This is a genomic window from Rhodococcus sp. BP-261 (assembly GCF_019835205.1).
In the GTDB taxonomy this organism is placed as follows: Bacteria; Actinomycetota; Actinomycetes; order Mycobacteriales; family Mycobacteriaceae; genus Rhodococcoides; species Rhodococcoides kyotonensis_B.
In genome coordinates this window covers 33,690-47,928 of the sequence record NZ_JABUCO010000033.1, presented here as the reverse complement: position 1 = coordinate 47,928, position 14,239 = coordinate 33,690, and the positions used below count along the sequence as shown (strand labels likewise).

Genomic DNA, 14,239 nt, shown 5'->3' with positions numbered 1-14,239 from the left:
CGAACACCGACGCCGGATCCACTTTCTCCACCACTACCGCGATGAGGACAGCATCGATCAGTTGCATGAGGCGCGCACCCGTTCTGGCCATGGAATCTTCCCTAGCCGATTCAGGTGCCCCACACCTACGACGCCAGCAAGCGTGTCTCACATGTCCGTAGACATACGACTCTCATATGTCTATGGACTGGACATGCAGCGGAGACCGACTATCCGCGCACGGGCGCCGAAGGCGCACTACTGCTTGAACAACTTCTCGATCCGCTCGGCCTCTTCCTTCTTGGCCTCGGCTTCTTCCTGGTGCTCGGCGGCGTCGGCGAGTTCGGCCTCCGCGGGCGCGGAGACGATCTCCTCGACCTTGGCGATCTGCTCGCGCTGCTTCTCCTCGGCCTTGCGGGCTTCCTCGACGCGCGATGCGGCGAGCTCGTCGGCACGCTGCTTCTCTGCGGCCGCACGCTCTTCCGCGTCCTGGGCTGCCTGCTGCTTGCGCTCCTCGGCCTCGCGGCGAGCCTCACGTGCAGCGTCGTCGGCGGCCTCGGCCGCTGCCGCACGCTCCTTGTGCGCGGCCTCGCGGGCGGACTCCAACTTCTGATCCGCTTGGGCCTCGGTTTCGTCGGCGAGCTCGTCGAGTCGGCTCGCGCGGGCGAGATCGTCCGTTCGCTCGACGAGCTTCGACCCGCGCCGCTCGATGTCGCCGGCGCCGAGTGCGCCGCCGATCACCTTGTCCAACGTTCCGACCGTGCGCTCGTACGCGAGCCGCGCCGGGTCTTCCTTGTCCAACGTTCCGACCGTGCGCTCGTACGCGAGCCGCGCCGGGTCTTCGGTGTCACGTCGCTGAACGACGTTGGTCTCGAACAGCTGGAGTGGGATCCGAACGATCTTGTACTGCAGTCTCAGAATGGACATCGGAATGCTGAGCGCGTTCATGGCAAATCTCCTTGTCGACTTCAGGGGTGTCATGCGTTCCGACGCGCCCGATCGGCCTCGGCCCGCAGAGCGTCGGCGTCGGCGATGTCTTCGCTGTGCTCGCGCACGGCGTCGCTTTCTTCCTTGGTGGCCTCGGTCGCGTCGGACCGTCTTTCCGCAGCGGCTTCGATCTGCTCGGCCTGCGCGTCGATCTCGGCTTGCGTCGACGCGTCGGCGATGGCCTGGCTCTTGGCCTGTTCGGCGGCGAGGTGTTGCTCCTGTCGGACACGTCGAGCGTTCGCCTCGACCTCGTCCGCGCTCTCGCTCGCCGCCTCGCGCTGTTCTTCCGCGATGTTCTTCGCCGACGCCAATTCCTCGGCCGCGTCCTGTGCCTGCGCCTCGGCAGCGAGCTCGGCGGCCTTGGCTTCCTTGCGCTCGCGCGCCTGGGCGCTCTGCAGTTGGCCTTCGGTGGTCAGTTCGTCGTTACCGGTGACGGCACCCACGACCTCTTTGGCTTTCCCCTTGGCCGCGTCGAACAGGCTCTTTCGTGCCTGGTCGGATGCTCTGTCATCGCTCATCTGGGCTACTCCTCGCATGGTCGCGATCGGGTCGTGGCAGGACTACCCCGTGGTCGACGACAGAAACCAGCACTAAGCTCTTCGCGAGCACCAGGGACTTATTCGAAGGAGTTACATGCCGATTGCGACCGTGAACGGGATATCGCTGAACTACCAGGTCAAGGGGACAGGCGACCTGGTCGTGCTCATCATGGGCACCGGCAGCCCCGGCCGCGTATGGGAGCTTCACCAGGTTCCCGCACTCACGGCGGCCGGCTACCGCGTCTGCTATTTCGACAACCGGGGAATCGCGCCGTCGTACGAGAGCGCCCAGGGTATGACCATCGACGATCTCGTCGCCGATACCGCCGCGTTGATCGAGCTGGTCCGCGACGGTGACGAGAAGGCGTTCGTCGTCGGAACCTCGATGGGTGCGCGTGTCGCCCAGGAGCTGGCGCTGACGCGTCCGGATCTGCTGCGCAAGGCGGTGTTCCTGGCCGGTCATGCCCGTCTCGACGAGTTCCAGAAGACGCTGGGCGACGGCGAGCGCGCGCTCGCGGACTCGAAGACGGAACTGCCGCCCACGTATGCGGCCGCGGTCACCGCGGTGATGAACCTGTCGCCGACGACGCTCGCCGATTCGCGGGGCGCACGCGACTGGCTCGATCTGTTCGAGTTCTCGACTGCGCCTACATCGCCGGGCGTGCGGGCCCAGCTCGGCATGGACGACCGGTTCGATCGCAGTGCCGTCTACAGCCGGATCACGGTGCCGTGCCTGTCGGTCGGGTTCGAACACGACCGCATGATTCCGGCGTACCTCAGCGCCGAGCTCGCGAAGTCGATTCCCGGCGCACAGTACGTCGAGATTCCCGACGTCGGCCATTACGGCTATCTCGAGCGGCCCGACGCGATCAACGACGCGATCCTGGACTTTCTGCGCAGCTGAGCTGAAGAAGCTGGCGCCCCGGTGCGATACTGTGCGTTGCTAGGGTCGGGGGGCACTTCACAGTGAAGACTGCCGATAAACAACACGTTTGTGACGAGTGAGGCGAGATGAGCACCAATCCATTCGATGACGAAGACGGACGCTTCTTCGTACTGGTCAACGACGAAGATCAGCATTCGCTGTGGCCGACGTTCTCCGACGTCCCTCAGGGATGGCGAGTCGTCTTCGGTGAGGACAGCCGCGCGGCATGCCTGGAGTACGTCGAGAAGAACTGGACCGACATGCGTCCGCGTAGCCTCCGCGAGGCCATGGAGGCCGACGCAGCTGCACGTCAGTCCGCTGAAGGCAAGCCCGAGGCCTAGACCCGGCGCTCCTTCTGAGTGGTCTTTTCCGGAGAACCGCGTCGCCGACGAGTCGTCGGGCGGCGCGGTTCTTCTGTGCGTCGAAGAGTAGGACGCAGAAGCTCTTCCGTGCGCGCGAGAATGCGCGGACGCCGCAGCGTACGGGCTCCCCACTCACCGAGGGTCACCCCTGCGGCGAGTCCGCAGCCGATGCCGAAGGCGGCGAACAACGAGCTGATGCCGATGAGCAACTGCTCGTTCAACATGGCGTACAGGCCGCGGTAGAGCGACAGACCGGGCAGCAAGGGCGTGATGCCTGCGACCGCCACGATCAACGGTGGAATCAATGCTCGACGAGCCATCAGACCACCGGCGAACCCGACGACCGTCGCGGCGAATGCCGATGCGATGATCGGGCCAGTGTCGAGCTGCTGCACGATCAGATAGCCGAGCGCGCCCGCGAAACCGCCGAAGAACGCCGCCGTCAGTGCACGCCTCTCGGCGTAGCAGGCCAGCGCGTAGAACAGCGACGCCGCCGCACCTGCAAGCACTTTCGTCGGCACCTGCGTGATGTCCGGTGGTGGTGTGTTGCTGATCAGCGGCAAGTCCATACCGATGATGGCCGCCAATTTGAGCGACGTCGCCACGCCGGCGATGATGCCGCCCGTCATCATCAGAACTTCGAAGAACCTGGCCGACGCCGTGATCGGTGCCCCGGTGATCGCGTCCTGTACCGAGCCGACCAGCGACAATCCCGACAGCAGTACCGTCACACCGGCGGCGATGACCTGCGACGGGGAAATGGAGATCCCCAGCTGGTCCTGGAAGTTGTAGAGCGTGATGGCAGGCGTCGCGGCGACGAAGCCACCGACGACCTGCTGGAAGAAGAACGGAAGGCCGGCGCGATTCAGGACGCGGCCGATGCGGTCGATCACCATCGTCGTCAGGAAGCTCACGACCGCGACGAGGACGCCGCCACCGAGCAGCACGCCGATGGACGCGGCCATTCCAGCCCACGCGAACGTCGCGATCCAGCGGTTGTACGGGTGGGGAGCCGTCGTGATCCGGTCCAACGTCTCGCGCGCGATCGGTGGCGGAATCATCTTCATGCGGACGCCGCGGATCAGCCGGTCGACGGCCGCCAGACGCGTGAAGTCCATCGAGCGGTAGTGGACGATGCGCATCGTCGTCGACGGCGGACGCGTCGGGCCGCGGTGGGCGCTGAGAGTGATCGAGTTGTACGTGACATCCACATCGGTGCGAGCCAGACCGTACGTCGCGGCGATGAACTGCACCTGCGTTGCAGTATCCGTCGCAGAGGTGCCCGAGGCGAGAAGAACCTCGCCGACGCGCACCGCCAGGTCCAGCACCTCGGCGACGACCGCGTCGTCGGTGAGGTCGATCGGCTGCAGCGGCGACGGTGCTGCAGTGGGCGTATCGATGGTGGCGCGACGCTCACCCGTCAGACGGCTGAGCGTGGCCGTCAAGTCGTGCAGGAAGGTCATGTCCGTTTTCTGTCGCTGGGTTGATCCTCCGACAAGGTACCTGCTGGGACTGATAGTCACGTGAACGGCTATAGTGACTGACGCACAACGCCTCCTTAGCTCAGCGGTAGAGCACTCGCCTTGTAAGCGAGCGGTCAACGGTTCAATCCCGTTAGGGGGCTCCACGAAAAGGCCCCGACCAGGGAATCTGGTTGGGGCCTTTTCTTTTTGGCTTGTCTACAGCCGCTCGTTCCGGGTTCGAGCCGGATTTGGCGGTGGTCGTTCACCTGGGTTTTGCGATTCGCGCGACCCGGGATCTTGCCCGCGGATCGGCAGGTCACACGGAGAGTCGACCGAACTCGACGTCGGTGAGTTTTTCGGAGACGTCCCACAGCCGTTGTTGTGCTTCGAGGTCGTAGGAGGCTTGGGTGGAAGTGACGACGGTGGGGTAGCCGCGTTGCCCGAGGAAACCGTCGGGTCCGTAGAACTGGCCACCGAGGACGCCGGGGTCGGTTGCGGCTCGCAGGCTCGGGAGGGCGGCGCGATCAGCGGGCTGAGCAAGGAGGGGGGCGGTGAGGTTCGTCAGGATTCGAAGGGGAAAAGGCAGATTCCGCGCGAGGTCGGTGTTCGATCCGCCGGGGTGGGCGGCGACTGCGGAGGTGTCGGTACCGCGGAGTCGTCGCTGCAATGCGTAGGTGAACATGAGGTTTGCCAGTTTCGCCTGTCCGTACGCGCCGGTGCGCGTGTAGTCGCGTTCCCATTGCAGATCGTCGAAGCGGATGCCGCGAACGAAGCGGTGCCCCACGCTGCTGACGGTGACGATGCGTGAACCGGGCGCGGCGAGAATGCGGTCCATCAGCAGTCCGGTGAGCGCGAAGTGGCCGAGGTGGTTGGTGCCGAACTGCAATTCGAATCCGTCGGCGGTGGTTCCGTATGGCGTCATCATGATGCCGGCGTTGTTGACGAGCAGATCGATGCGGTCATGATCGGACCGGAGCTTTGCGGCCGCCGTGCGGACCGACGCTAACGAGGACAGGTCCAGTTGCTGCAGGCTGAGCGACGCTGCCGGGTATGCGGAGGTGATGCGGCCCAGGGCCTCGCGGCCCTTGTCGAGATTGCGGACGGCCATCACGACATGCGCGCCGTTCGATGCGAGAGCCTGCGCGGTTTCGAATCCCAGCCCGCTGTTGGCTCCTGTCACCACCGCGGTCCTGCCCTGTTGCGATGGAATGTCCGATGCGGTCCACGACGTCATGGTGTCCTCCGTAAGATGGCTTCATCCGGGGCGCTCGCCCCGCATAACGCCAATATACGGGGCGACCGCCCCGCTTAGTCAAGTCGAGGAGCTGAGAAGTGAGTTCGTCCGGTAAGCCTTTGCGTGCGGATGCGGCCCGTAATCGGGCACGTGTCGTCGAAGTTGCGTACGAAGCGTTCGCGGCCGACGGGTTGAAAGTCTCGCTCGACGAGATCGCGAGGAGGGCCGGTGTGGGAGCGGGTACCGTGCATCGGCACTTTCCTGCGAAGGACGATCTGTTCCGGGCTGTGGTGAGTGAGCGAATGGCCGGTCTGATCGCCGACGGCTATGCGTTGCTCGGCGGATCGACGCCGGGCGAGGCGGTGTACGACTTCGTTCGCGCCTTGGTGCTCCGGTGGGGTGCCTCGGACCGCGGCCTGGTCGACGCGTTGGCGGGCGTCGGGATCGACGTGACGGTGGTCGTTCCCGACGCGGAAGCCGACTTTCTGGCGTTGCTCGACGGTTTGCTGGCCGCAGCTCGGGCAGCGAACACGATACGGTCCGACATCGACACCGCTCAGCTCAAGGTGCTGGTCGTCGGATGTCAGGCCATGCACGGTTACGACCGAGAACTGGGCGCGGTCGCAACCGAAGTGGTGCTCGATGGGTTACGGCCGGTCGACATGGGTCGGCGAGTGTCGAATTCGAGGTCAGCGCGGAAAGAGTCTTAGGGCGCCGAGCCAGATCGCCCACGGGTTGACTCGATCGGGATCGATTGCTTTGACGTCTTGGAAGAAGTGGACAGCGTCGCCCGTGCGGTCGATGACCGGCGCGACACGGTCGAGGTAGCGGCGAGTGTCGTCGATGGTTGTCGGGTCGTCACCTCGGCGTGGGTCTTTGTGACCGGCGACGACGATGTCGGGCCGGAGGTCCGCGACCTGGTCGAGCGCGTGCTGCCACGACTCGAGGCCACCGTCGCGTGTTTCACCGAGGTACTGATGCACGTTGTTGTAGACGACGTCGCCGGCGACGACCAGGCCGAGGTCCGGGACGTGGAGCACGGTGGTGTCGTCGGTGTCCGAATGCCCGACATCCACCGAGAACACTCGACGTCCGTCGAGCTCGAGACCGGTGCCCGGGACGGGGGTTCCGTGAACAGTGACGGGCTCGGGCGGCAGATCGGAGCCGAAGAACGCTCGATACCGTTGCGACACTTGACCGTTCGGGGTCTCGCGCGCGATCCGGTCGAGAACGGCGCGACTCGCCACCACGACCGCATCGGGGAACGTGCGCCGGAGGTAATTCGTAGTCCCGAAGTGGTCGAAGTGAGCATGGGTCAAGTAGATGTAGCGCAACGCGACTTTCCGGCTCCGCAGCCACTCGATCAGTACGTCTGCCTGGGCGCGTGCGATAGGCGGGTCGGTCAGTAGCGCCTCGGATGGTCCGTGGACCAGTACGTGAGACAGCGGCGACCACCGGGATGGAGAGCCGTCGGGTGCAGGTGGGCTCGTGACCGGCGCCATGTCCGAGACAACTCCGCGACAACCTCAGGGCCGGTCTCGTCACGCGTGACGCCGGACGAGTCGACGCCGACACGTCGAATGACTCGATGCCCGAAGCTGATCTTCGAATCAGCCTGGCCCGCAACGGAACTGTCGAAGTGCACGCGTTCCCCGACGGATCGATCGCCGCTCTGACGGGTGTCGTCATGATGGCTGTGTTCGCGGCTCAGCAATCCCGGGAATGGTCGCGAATGAAGTTGTGCCGCAACCCTCGTTGCGCTGTCGCGTTCTGGGACCGATCACGCAACACCAGCGCCGCCTGGCACGATGTACGCACCTGCGGCAACGTCGAGAACCTACGTAAATCGCGCGCCCGCCGAGCCCCGTCGAACCCTGCTCACAAGTGACGCGAAGACTGGGCATTGGTGTTTCCATCCGGGTGTGCTCACGGCGGCTATGTGTTCATGCTGGCCGATAAGACATTCGCTATCTACGCCCCACTCGGTCGGGTGATGTGCTCGTCGCGAAATCCTTTGTGCCCGAAGAGCTATAGGCTTCAACGGAAATGTGAGAAGCAGTTCCAGAATGAGCGCAGGCGGGGTCCGATGAAAATCCTGGACGACGAAAGTAACCGATCGCGAAACTCGCCGGATCACCTGTCATTTCGGTTCCAGGCGCGCCAGATCGACATTACGGCGAGCCTTCACCACGACGTCGATGCGAGTCGTGGCGATCAGCGCGCGATAGATACTGCATTCCTGTGTGTAGAGGGCCGCGAGGTCGGCGGCTTCGGAGTCGGAAATTCCGTGGACTGTCAGGGTGAGGGTGATGGTTCCGAGCCCCGAGGAGTTCTCGTCTCGGTACAGCCGAGCGGAGCCCGCGACGTTGCGGCGCTCGGCGAGCGCAGGTTCGACGGCCCCACTGACGACATTCAATGCGCATGTCAGCAAAGCCCCGAGAAGCAAGTCGGTTGCGCCGGCTGCTTCGCCGGGGCCTCCCGCGGACGTGGAGGCGTCCGTTACCGTGTGGAACTTGTCGCCGCTCAGTATGAAACGTCCGGGGTCATTGGTGGTGTAGCCACCGACGGTGATGTCTGCAGGTCCTGCCATCATGTGTCCTTTGTCGTTGCATCGTGACGGCGACGTTCTCTACGCGTCCAGACCAGGACTCCCACCGCTACGAGGGCGACGGGCACGATGGTGAGGACCGATGAGACGGCCGCGGCCGTCGGATTCTGGTTTTCTTCCAGCTGTGCCAGCAATGTGACCGGAAGGGTGCTTGCGTCGGGAGGCATCAGAAAGACCGAGGCGTCGACCTCGTCGAACGATGCCCAGAAGCAGAACGCGAATGCCAACAGGGCCGGAATCCTGACCGTCGGTACAACCGCGGCCAGGACAGCACCGACCGCAGACTTGCCCAGATCGCGGGCAGCTTCTTCGATTCGGATCGACGACTTCCCGAAAGCTGGAGCCATGAGAGCAACAGCGAAGGGCAGTGTGATCAGCAGGTGAGCACTGACAACGGCGGTCATGGACCCGTGAAGTTCGGGCGCAAACAGTGCGTACGCCGCGAACATGCTGAAACCCAACACTACTCGCGGCAAGCTGAGCGGCGCCATCAAAACGGATTCGGCGGTGCGCGCGGCTTGTGTCGACGACCGGCTGATGCCGTAGCAGGCCAACCCTGCCAAGACAACGGCCAGCGCGGACGACAGGACAGCAATCGACACCGAGAATGCCAACGCATCCACGTATTTCGCGTCGGTGATTGCTTCCCGGTACCACTGGAGGGTAATTCCACGAATGGGCCACGCAGGACTGCTGACCGTGCCGAACGATGTGATGATCGGAACGGCAAGCGGCAGGAGGGAAAATGCAGCGGCACAGGTCAGGAGGAGCGTCCTCGGCCACGTCGAACGGCTAGTGCGCACCCGAATCACCGTCCGAAAGCAGTCGTTGCGTCAAGGATGCCGTGGCGCGCAGTACCGCCATGACGACGAGTGTGGTGAACAGCAGAATCAGGGCCTGGGCTGCAGCTGCGGGCCACGACAGCGTCTGAATGGATTGATAGATCGCCTGGGGCAGGAGATTCAAGCGCCCGCCGCCGAGCAGGGCAGGAACGGCGAAAGAACTGACGGCCATCGCGAAAACGAGTTGCGCTGCACTGAATGCGCCTCGAATGGCAAGCGGCGTCACGATGTCGAGACCGAGAGTGACCGGTCCGGCTCCCAGGTCGCGTGCCGCGTCGTACACGTTCGGCGGAATACGACGCAAGGCGATGTATATGGGTATCACGGCGAACGGCAGAAGCGTATGCACCTGTGCCAGCAGAACTGCAGGCCGGTGGTAGAGCCAATCGCTGAACGCCCCACCCAAAGGGCCACCGGTTCCGAGAATCAGCAGCCATCCATGCGCGCGGATCACGACTGCGACGAGAGTTGGCGCGACGAGTGCAGCGATCCACAATGCCGTGGCGACTGGGCTCTGTACTCGCCACAACGCAACTGCTACAGCCGCCGCTGGAACCAAGGTCAGGACGCTGGCATAGAGCGCCAGCACGACACTGTTCCAGAGTGAAGTAAGTGTGTACCCGTCGCCTAGAACCGACGACCAGGTCTGCAAGCCGAAGCCGGTGAACGGGCGACCACTCGGATCGGCGCTCAGTGAATAACCGATCAGCACCACCGCGAGGACGCCGAACACGGCGACGACAACTACTGTTCCGGGTCCGGTGGTCGACAGCGTTCGTGCCCATGCACGCGTCGAGACCGCCGACGGCGTCATACCGCCGCACCGACATCCATTGCGGCGGAACCGAGACGATGCAGCGCGCCGAATTCCGGAATAGTGATGTCGACGTCGTCGCCGACCGCGTACTGGGGCTGGTGGGCGTCGACGCTCACCGTGACCTCGACTGAGTCCGACTCGACCGAAACTCGGTAGACCACGCGATCGCCTTGGAACGCTGCAGTGGTGATCGTGCCCTTCGTGCTCCGATCTCCGGACACGTCTTGCCGTGTCGACGAGGTAATACCGAACTGGCCGGCCCTCACGACGATTTTCTCACCGCGCACCGCGTCCCCGGAGATTCGCCAGCCGCCCGACACGTCCATGACGCCGAGATCGCTCGAGGTGACCGTCAGCACGGTGTTCTGGCCGACGAATCCTGCCACCATCTCAGTGGAGGGCCGTCGCCAGACGTCGTCGGGGCGGCCTACTTGGACGATCCGTCCGGCATCGACGACTGCTACTCGGTCCGAAATCTCCAGAGCTTCGGCCTGATTGTGCGTGACCCAGACGAACGTCGTGCCGATACGTCGTTGCAGCGCACGCAATTCGGATCGCAATGAAATCTGCAACTGGAGATCGAGTGCGCTGAGCGGCTCGTCGAGGAGCAGGACGGACGGCTCGTTCACCAATGCCCGGGCGATAGCCACTCGCTGTCGTTGCCCACCCGATAGTTCGTGCGGCATGCGCTTGGCGAAACGTTGCAGATCGACGAGTTCGATCGCCTCGGCGGCGCGACGAGCGCTGTCGCGTCGGCGGACACCCGCTGCGCGCAAACCGAATTCGACATTTCCTTGGACGTTCAGGTGCGGAAACAGGGCGCCGTCCTGGAACACCAGATTGGTGGGTCGACGGTGCGGTGGCACTGCGGTGACATCGACTCCGTCGATCATCACCGACCCAGAGGTAGGACGTTCCAGGCCGGCGAGAATGCGCAGAAGGGTACTCTTGCCGCATCCACTTGGCCCGAGAATCGTAACCAGCGAACCACTTTCGATCTCCAGGTCCACGTCGTGCAGGACGTCTTGGTGTCCGTACGACTTCGACACACCCGAAAGCTCGCACCCGCCCCGAGGGCCCGTCACGATTGGCCCTTGACGTCGCGGTTCCAGATCTGTGTGGCGTTCTGGGCGCCTTCGGCAAGCTTGCCGTAGTCGAGCGTGATCGAGTTCTCGACCGCAGCAAGACCGAAACTGGCTCGACTGCGGTACTTTTCGGGCACTACAGCACCTTCGACCAACGGGATCACAGCCGTCGCCTCACTGTAAGCGCTGACATTCGACGGCTCGTAGAGCCGGTTCATCAGTTCGTAGACGACGTCCAGCTGTGCATCGGTGCTGCCCGCGACGATCTGGAAACTTTCCGGGAACGCCTGCAGTCCTTCTCCAGGTGCGACGAATTCGATGGGGTCGCCCTCGTCGATCCAGGGTACGAACAATCCCTGGCTGCCCGACGCGATGACAGCATCACCGGACTGAAGTAGCGATCGCAATTGCGTGTTGGAGGTGGAGTAGGCCAGGAACTGCCCGGACCGGGCAGCTTCGGCGAACAACGCGAGCCCTTTGGACAGGTCGTCTTCGTCCCCACCTTCGAGCTTGTTCAACACTGCGACACCGTTGGTGGAGAAAGCCGGTGCGTCGCCGACGACGATCTTTCCGCGATACTTCGGATCCAGCAGGTCGTACCACGAGCCAGGCGGGGTGGACAGTGCCTCGGTGTTGTACGCCAACCCCATCGCATCCATCACGACGTCGCCTGCCAGCCCGTCGGTCCGTCGATACGCCTCGGTGACTTTCGCGAGGTTGGGGACCTTCGCCAAGTCCGGTGTATGCCAGAGATTTTGCGCAATCCCCTGCGCCAAGCTCTGGCCGTTGAACATTCCGAGGTTGACCAGGGGCTTGCTCGGGTTCAACTGCACGGACGAGACGAGTTTGGGGAAGGTATCACCATTGGTTGCTTCGATCGCGTCGATCGTCACGTCCGGATGTGAAGCCAGATAGTCTTCGATAACTCGCTTGGGTACGACAGCTTGAGAGAGTGGCCAGTAGGCGGCAGTGACCGTTGTCCCGCTCGATCCGCCTGCCCCGCAGGCAGCCAGGAATGCCGCTGCGCCGGCTCCGAGTGCGCCGGTCGCGGACAGTTTCAGAAAATGACGCCGGTCGAGATTCATGCGGGTGCTCCCAGAATGTTGTGCCGTAGCGTGTCGGATCGGTAGTCCTCGCGAAAAATGCCCCACTGACGCAGAAGAGGAACGACGCCGTCGAGGAGTCCGGGCAACGAACCCGGCAAGTGACTGGCTATGACGATGAATCCGTCTGCGGCACGGGATTCGAAGCGTGCTCTCATCGCCGTTGCAACCTGCTCGGGATCTCCGATCGGTGTCCAGTGTCCACGATTGCGAGATTCCAGGTCGATCATCTTGCGAAGCGACCAGCCTTGGTCGACGATCAGTTCGCGGTAATGCTCGAAGCGGCTGCGGAATCCGGCGATACTCGTAGCGTCGGGCAGGAGTTCGGTCGGCACCGGCCGGTCCAGCGGAAGGCCGGAAAGGTCGATTCCGCCGAGTTTGGAAGACAGAGCTGCCAGACCGGTCTCGAGGTTGGACAGTTCGACGAGATCGTCGGCGAGTTTCTGCGCCTCCGTCTCGGTGTCTCCGATGATCGGTGTGATGCCTGGAAGGACGCGAGTTGCGACGTCGGCGCGCCCGGCCGCCGCGGCCTTGGCTTTGAACTTCTCGTAGAAACGACGAGATTCCTCCTCGCCGATCTGAGCAGTGAACACACCTTCGGCATGAAGGGCCGCGAAATCGGTTCCGGTGTCGGATGATCCGGCCTGAAGCAGAAACGGGCTGCCCTGCGGCATCGGTGTAACGTTCAATGGTCCTCGGACGGAGAAGTATTCACCGCGGTGGTCCAGCGTGTGTACCTTGGCTGGGTCGGCGTACCGTCCGCCTGCGACGTCTGCGACGATGGCGTCGGACTCCCACCCGCTCCACAACCCCTTGACGACATCCAGGTACTCGGTTGCTCGTGCGTACCGTTCCGAGTGACCGGGGAGTTCGTCGAGGCCGTAGTTCTCGGCACCCGACGTCGAGGTCACCATGTTCCATCCGGCACGGCCTCGACCGATGTGGTCGATCGAAGCGAACTGTCGCGCAACGGTGTACGGATCGGTGAACGTCGTCGAAAGCGTGGTGATGATTCCGATCTGTCGCGTTCTGGCCACAAGCGCGGACGCCAGAACAATCGGTTCCAACCTCGCACCGGGATAGGTGGCTAGGGAGGCGGCCGTGATGCTCAACGCGTCAGGCAGGACGACAGCGTCGAGCTTGGCGCGTTCAGCGGCCTCCGCGATCTCGACGTAGGGCTGCAAATCGTTGATCCGCTCGGCGAATCCTCCCGGCAATCGCCAGCCCGCATTGTGAAATCCGGTGCCGCTGGCGAAGAGCATCAAATTCATTTGATCTGTACGTGCGGACACTGCTGTGAGAGTTCCTCTCGAAATGGGGCACCACGGAATGCGCAGTGGTGCGAAGGCGTGACGAGTCCACCGGGCACGACACGGGCACGGGTCGTCAGCCGGGTATGGGAAAGAAGAATGTCAGCGCGGACAGCGCGCGGTGCTGTGCTGCATCAGGTCGACACTGATTCGTCGAACCAGCCGTGGCAGATGGACGGGAAAACGGGGCTCGAACACGACGTGTGACATCGAAACCCCTTCCTCGTATTGTCCAATGGTATTCCGCGGTATATCCCAGCATACCGGTAGGAAATATGGAAGACTACGGTGGGCTGAAACACAGGAAAGGGGCAGCGTGGAACATCGACGGGACACATCGGAGGTCGACGGAAACTCTCCGCATTACCTCCGGCTTCGTGCCGATGTAGTCGCTGCTACCTGGCCGGCGGGCACTGTACTCAACCCCGTGACCCTCGCTGATCGATACGGTGTGTCCAAGACTCCGATTCGCGAGGCGCTACACCATCTCGAACACGACGGGTTGCTCACCCGTGGCCCTTCGGGATTCACCATGCGGATATGGACACCGGAGGACGTCCTCGGAATTGTCGACGCCAGAAGCGCTCTCGAGGCCGAAACTGCCGCTGCTGCAGCGGAATACCGAAGCGATCTGGATCTCGAGACGTTACGCCTCATCCAGCACCAGGCTTCGATCGACGCAAGCGAAGCGGAGACGCGGAAACTGAACCACCGCTGGCATCTGACGCTGCGCACCACGGCACGCAGTTCGATCTTCACCGAACTCCTCGAACGATTGGACCTCCAACTCGCCTCGTTCGATGCGACCGTGGACTTCGCCAGCGCCGACCTGAGCGTCGACCTCACCGATCACGCGGACATCACCGACGCCGTCGCACAACGCGACAGCGAGGCGGCACGCGCTCTGATGACCGAACATCAACGTCGTAACCGGGCCCTACGCATCACCGCTCTGGCGTCACGCGCGGCCAGTTGACTTCTGGTC

General features: G+C 63.5%; 16 protein-coding genes and 1 tRNA gene. 6 read left to right on the top strand and 11 right to left on the bottom strand.

The window, feature by feature from the left end; genetic code table 11:
• Positions 1-237: 237 nt before the first annotated feature.
• Together HQ354_RS23615 and HQ354_RS23610 are read right to left on the bottom strand one after the other, a co-directional pair.
• Positions 238-927: a hypothetical protein gene (locus tag HQ354_RS23615; RefSeq protein ID WP_222635754.1), complete on the bottom strand. Its 690-nt coding sequence runs from the start codon at positions 925-927 to the stop codon at positions 238-240.
• A 29-nt stretch (positions 928-956) separates the two neighbouring features.
• The gene (locus tag HQ354_RS23610) at positions 957-1,484 is read right to left on the bottom strand and encodes a general stress protein CsbD (protein WP_068425320.1); all 528 of its coding nucleotides are present in this window, start codon (positions 1,482-1,484) and stop codon (positions 957-959) included.
• Positions 1,485-1,599: 115 nt separating this feature from the next.
• On the opposite strand from HQ354_RS23610, the gene HQ354_RS23605 reads away from it, so the two are divergent.
• Both HQ354_RS23605 and HQ354_RS23600 read left to right on the top strand, forming a co-directional pair.
• Complete coding sequence (locus HQ354_RS23605; RefSeq protein ID WP_222635753.1) at positions 1,600-2,409, top strand: alpha/beta fold hydrolase; 810 nt, start codon at positions 1,600-1,602, stop codon at positions 2,407-2,409.
• 107 nt (positions 2,410-2,516) lie between these two features.
• Positions 2,517-2,771, top strand: coding sequence for an MbtH family protein (locus HQ354_RS23600; protein ID WP_068425313.1), 255 nt, complete (start codon positions 2,517-2,519; stop codon positions 2,769-2,771).
• On the opposite strand, the gene HQ354_RS23595 is transcribed toward HQ354_RS23600, so the two are convergent.
• Complete coding sequence (locus HQ354_RS23595) at positions 2,768-4,255, bottom strand: threonine/serine exporter ThrE family protein (RefSeq protein ID WP_222635752.1); 1,488 nt, start codon at positions 4,253-4,255, stop codon at positions 2,768-2,770. The two genes, HQ354_RS23600 and HQ354_RS23595, sit on opposite strands and share 4 nt — an antisense overlap.
• Before the next feature lie 89 nt (positions 4,256-4,344).
• On the opposite strand from HQ354_RS23595, the gene HQ354_RS23590 reads away from it, so the two are divergent.
• Positions 4,345-4,419: transfer RNA gene (locus HQ354_RS23590), tRNA-Thr, on the top strand.
• Positions 4,420-4,571: 152 nt separating this feature from the next.
• Here HQ354_RS23590 and HQ354_RS23585 read toward each other — a convergent pair.
• Positions 4,572-5,489: an SDR family NAD(P)-dependent oxidoreductase gene (locus HQ354_RS23585; RefSeq protein WP_222635751.1), complete on the bottom strand. Its 918-nt coding sequence runs from the start codon at positions 5,487-5,489 to the stop codon at positions 4,572-4,574.
• Positions 5,490-5,587: 98 nt separating this feature from the next.
• Between HQ354_RS23585 and HQ354_RS23580 the strand changes: the two genes are divergently transcribed.
• The gene (locus HQ354_RS23580) at positions 5,588-6,199 is read left to right on the top strand and encodes a TetR/AcrR family transcriptional regulator (protein ID WP_222635750.1); all 612 of its coding nucleotides are present in this window, start codon (positions 5,588-5,590) and stop codon (positions 6,197-6,199) included.
• Here HQ354_RS23580 and HQ354_RS23575 read toward each other — a convergent pair.
• On the bottom strand, positions 6,179-6,991 hold the full coding sequence (locus HQ354_RS23575) for an MBL fold metallo-hydrolase (RefSeq protein WP_222635749.1): 813 nt from the start codon (positions 6,989-6,991) through the stop codon (positions 6,179-6,181). The two genes, HQ354_RS23580 and HQ354_RS23575, sit on opposite strands and share 21 nt — an antisense overlap.
• Positions 6,992-7,077: 86 nt before the next feature.
• Between HQ354_RS23575 and HQ354_RS23570 the strand changes: the two genes are divergently transcribed.
• Positions 7,078-7,377: a CGNR zinc finger domain-containing protein gene (locus tag HQ354_RS23570; protein WP_222635748.1), complete on the top strand. Its 300-nt coding sequence runs from the start codon at positions 7,078-7,080 to the stop codon at positions 7,375-7,377.
• A gap of 252 nt (positions 7,378-7,629) precedes the next feature.
• Here the strand turns inward: HQ354_RS23570 and HQ354_RS23565 are convergent, their stop codons facing one another.
• From HQ354_RS23565 to HQ354_RS23540, 6 genes are all read right to left on the bottom strand, one after another.
• On the bottom strand, positions 7,630-8,079 hold the full coding sequence (locus tag HQ354_RS23565; protein ID WP_222635747.1) for a hypothetical protein: 450 nt from the start codon (positions 8,077-8,079) through the stop codon (positions 7,630-7,632).
• A complete protein-coding gene (locus HQ354_RS23560) occupies positions 8,079-8,900 on the bottom strand; it encodes an ABC transporter permease (protein WP_222635746.1) in 822 nt (273 codons plus the stop codon). The genes HQ354_RS23565 and HQ354_RS23560 overlap by 1 nt, the downstream gene beginning before the upstream one ends.
• Positions 8,890-9,753 carry an ABC transporter permease gene (locus HQ354_RS23555; protein WP_222635745.1) on the bottom strand — a complete coding sequence of 288 codons (864 nt, stop codon included), beginning with the start codon at positions 9,751-9,753 and terminating at the stop codon, positions 8,890-8,892. Before HQ354_RS23555 ends, HQ354_RS23560 begins: the two co-directional genes overlap by 11 nt.
• The gene (locus tag HQ354_RS23550; protein ID WP_308115282.1) at positions 9,750-10,766 is read right to left on the bottom strand and encodes an ABC transporter ATP-binding protein; all 1,017 of its coding nucleotides are present in this window, start codon (positions 10,764-10,766) and stop codon (positions 9,750-9,752) included. The genes HQ354_RS23555 and HQ354_RS23550 overlap by 4 nt, the downstream gene beginning before the upstream one ends.
• A 71-nt stretch (positions 10,767-10,837) precedes the next feature.
• On the bottom strand, positions 10,838-11,926 hold the full coding sequence (locus tag HQ354_RS23545; protein ID WP_222635743.1) for a PotD/PotF family extracellular solute-binding protein: 1,089 nt from the start codon (positions 11,924-11,926) through the stop codon (positions 10,838-10,840).
• A complete protein-coding gene (locus HQ354_RS23540; protein ID WP_222635742.1) occupies positions 11,923-13,236 on the bottom strand; it encodes an NtaA/DmoA family FMN-dependent monooxygenase in 1,314 nt (437 codons plus the stop codon). The genes HQ354_RS23545 and HQ354_RS23540 overlap by 4 nt, the downstream gene beginning before the upstream one ends.
• A gap of 253 nt (positions 13,237-13,489) precedes the next feature.
• On the opposite strand from HQ354_RS23540, the gene HQ354_RS23535 reads away from it, so the two are divergent.
• Positions 13,490-14,230, top strand: coding sequence for a GntR family transcriptional regulator (locus HQ354_RS23535; protein ID WP_261769056.1), 741 nt, complete (start codon positions 13,490-13,492; stop codon positions 14,228-14,230).
• Positions 14,231-14,239: the final 9 nt, after the last annotated feature.

Bases quoted from the DNA above. Each gene is read 5' to 3' on its own strand.
- HQ354_RS23615 (WP_222635754.1), bottom strand. From the start codon at position 927: ATGAACGCGCTCAGCATTCCGATGTCCATTCTGAGACTGCAGTACAAG.
- HQ354_RS23610 (WP_068425320.1), bottom strand. From the start codon at position 1,484: ATGAGCGATGACAGAGCATCCGACCAGGCACGAAAGAGCCTGTTCGAC.
- HQ354_RS23605 (WP_222635753.1), top strand. From the start codon at position 1,600: ATGCCGATTGCGACCGTGAACGGGATATCGCTGAACTACCAGGTCAAG.
- HQ354_RS23600 (WP_068425313.1), top strand. From the start codon at position 2,517: ATGAGCACCAATCCATTCGATGACGAAGACGGACGCTTCTTCGTACTG.
- HQ354_RS23595 (WP_222635752.1), bottom strand. From the start codon at position 4,255: ATGACCTTCCTGCACGACTTGACGGCCACGCTCAGCCGTCTGACGGGT.
- HQ354_RS23585 (WP_222635751.1), bottom strand. From the start codon at position 5,489: ATGACGTCGTGGACCGCATCGGACATTCCATCGCAACAGGGCAGGACC.
- HQ354_RS23575 (WP_222635749.1), bottom strand. From the start codon at position 6,991: ATGGCGCCGGTCACGAGCCCACCTGCACCCGACGGCTCTCCATCCCGG.
- HQ354_RS23570 (WP_222635748.1), top strand. From the start codon at position 7,078: ATGCCCGAAGCTGATCTTCGAATCAGCCTGGCCCGCAACGGAACTGTC.
- HQ354_RS23565 (WP_222635747.1), bottom strand. From the start codon at position 8,079: ATGGCAGGACCTGCAGACATCACCGTCGGTGGCTACACCACCAATGAC.
- HQ354_RS23555 (WP_222635745.1), bottom strand. From the start codon at position 9,753: ATGACGCCGTCGGCGGTCTCGACGCGTGCATGGGCACGAACGCTGTCG.
- HQ354_RS23545 (WP_222635743.1), bottom strand. From the start codon at position 11,926: ATGAATCTCGACCGGCGTCATTTTCTGAAACTGTCCGCGACCGGCGCA.
- HQ354_RS23535 (WP_261769056.1), top strand. From the start codon at position 13,490: ATGGTATTCCGCGGTATATCCCAGCATACCGGTAGGAAATATGGAAGA.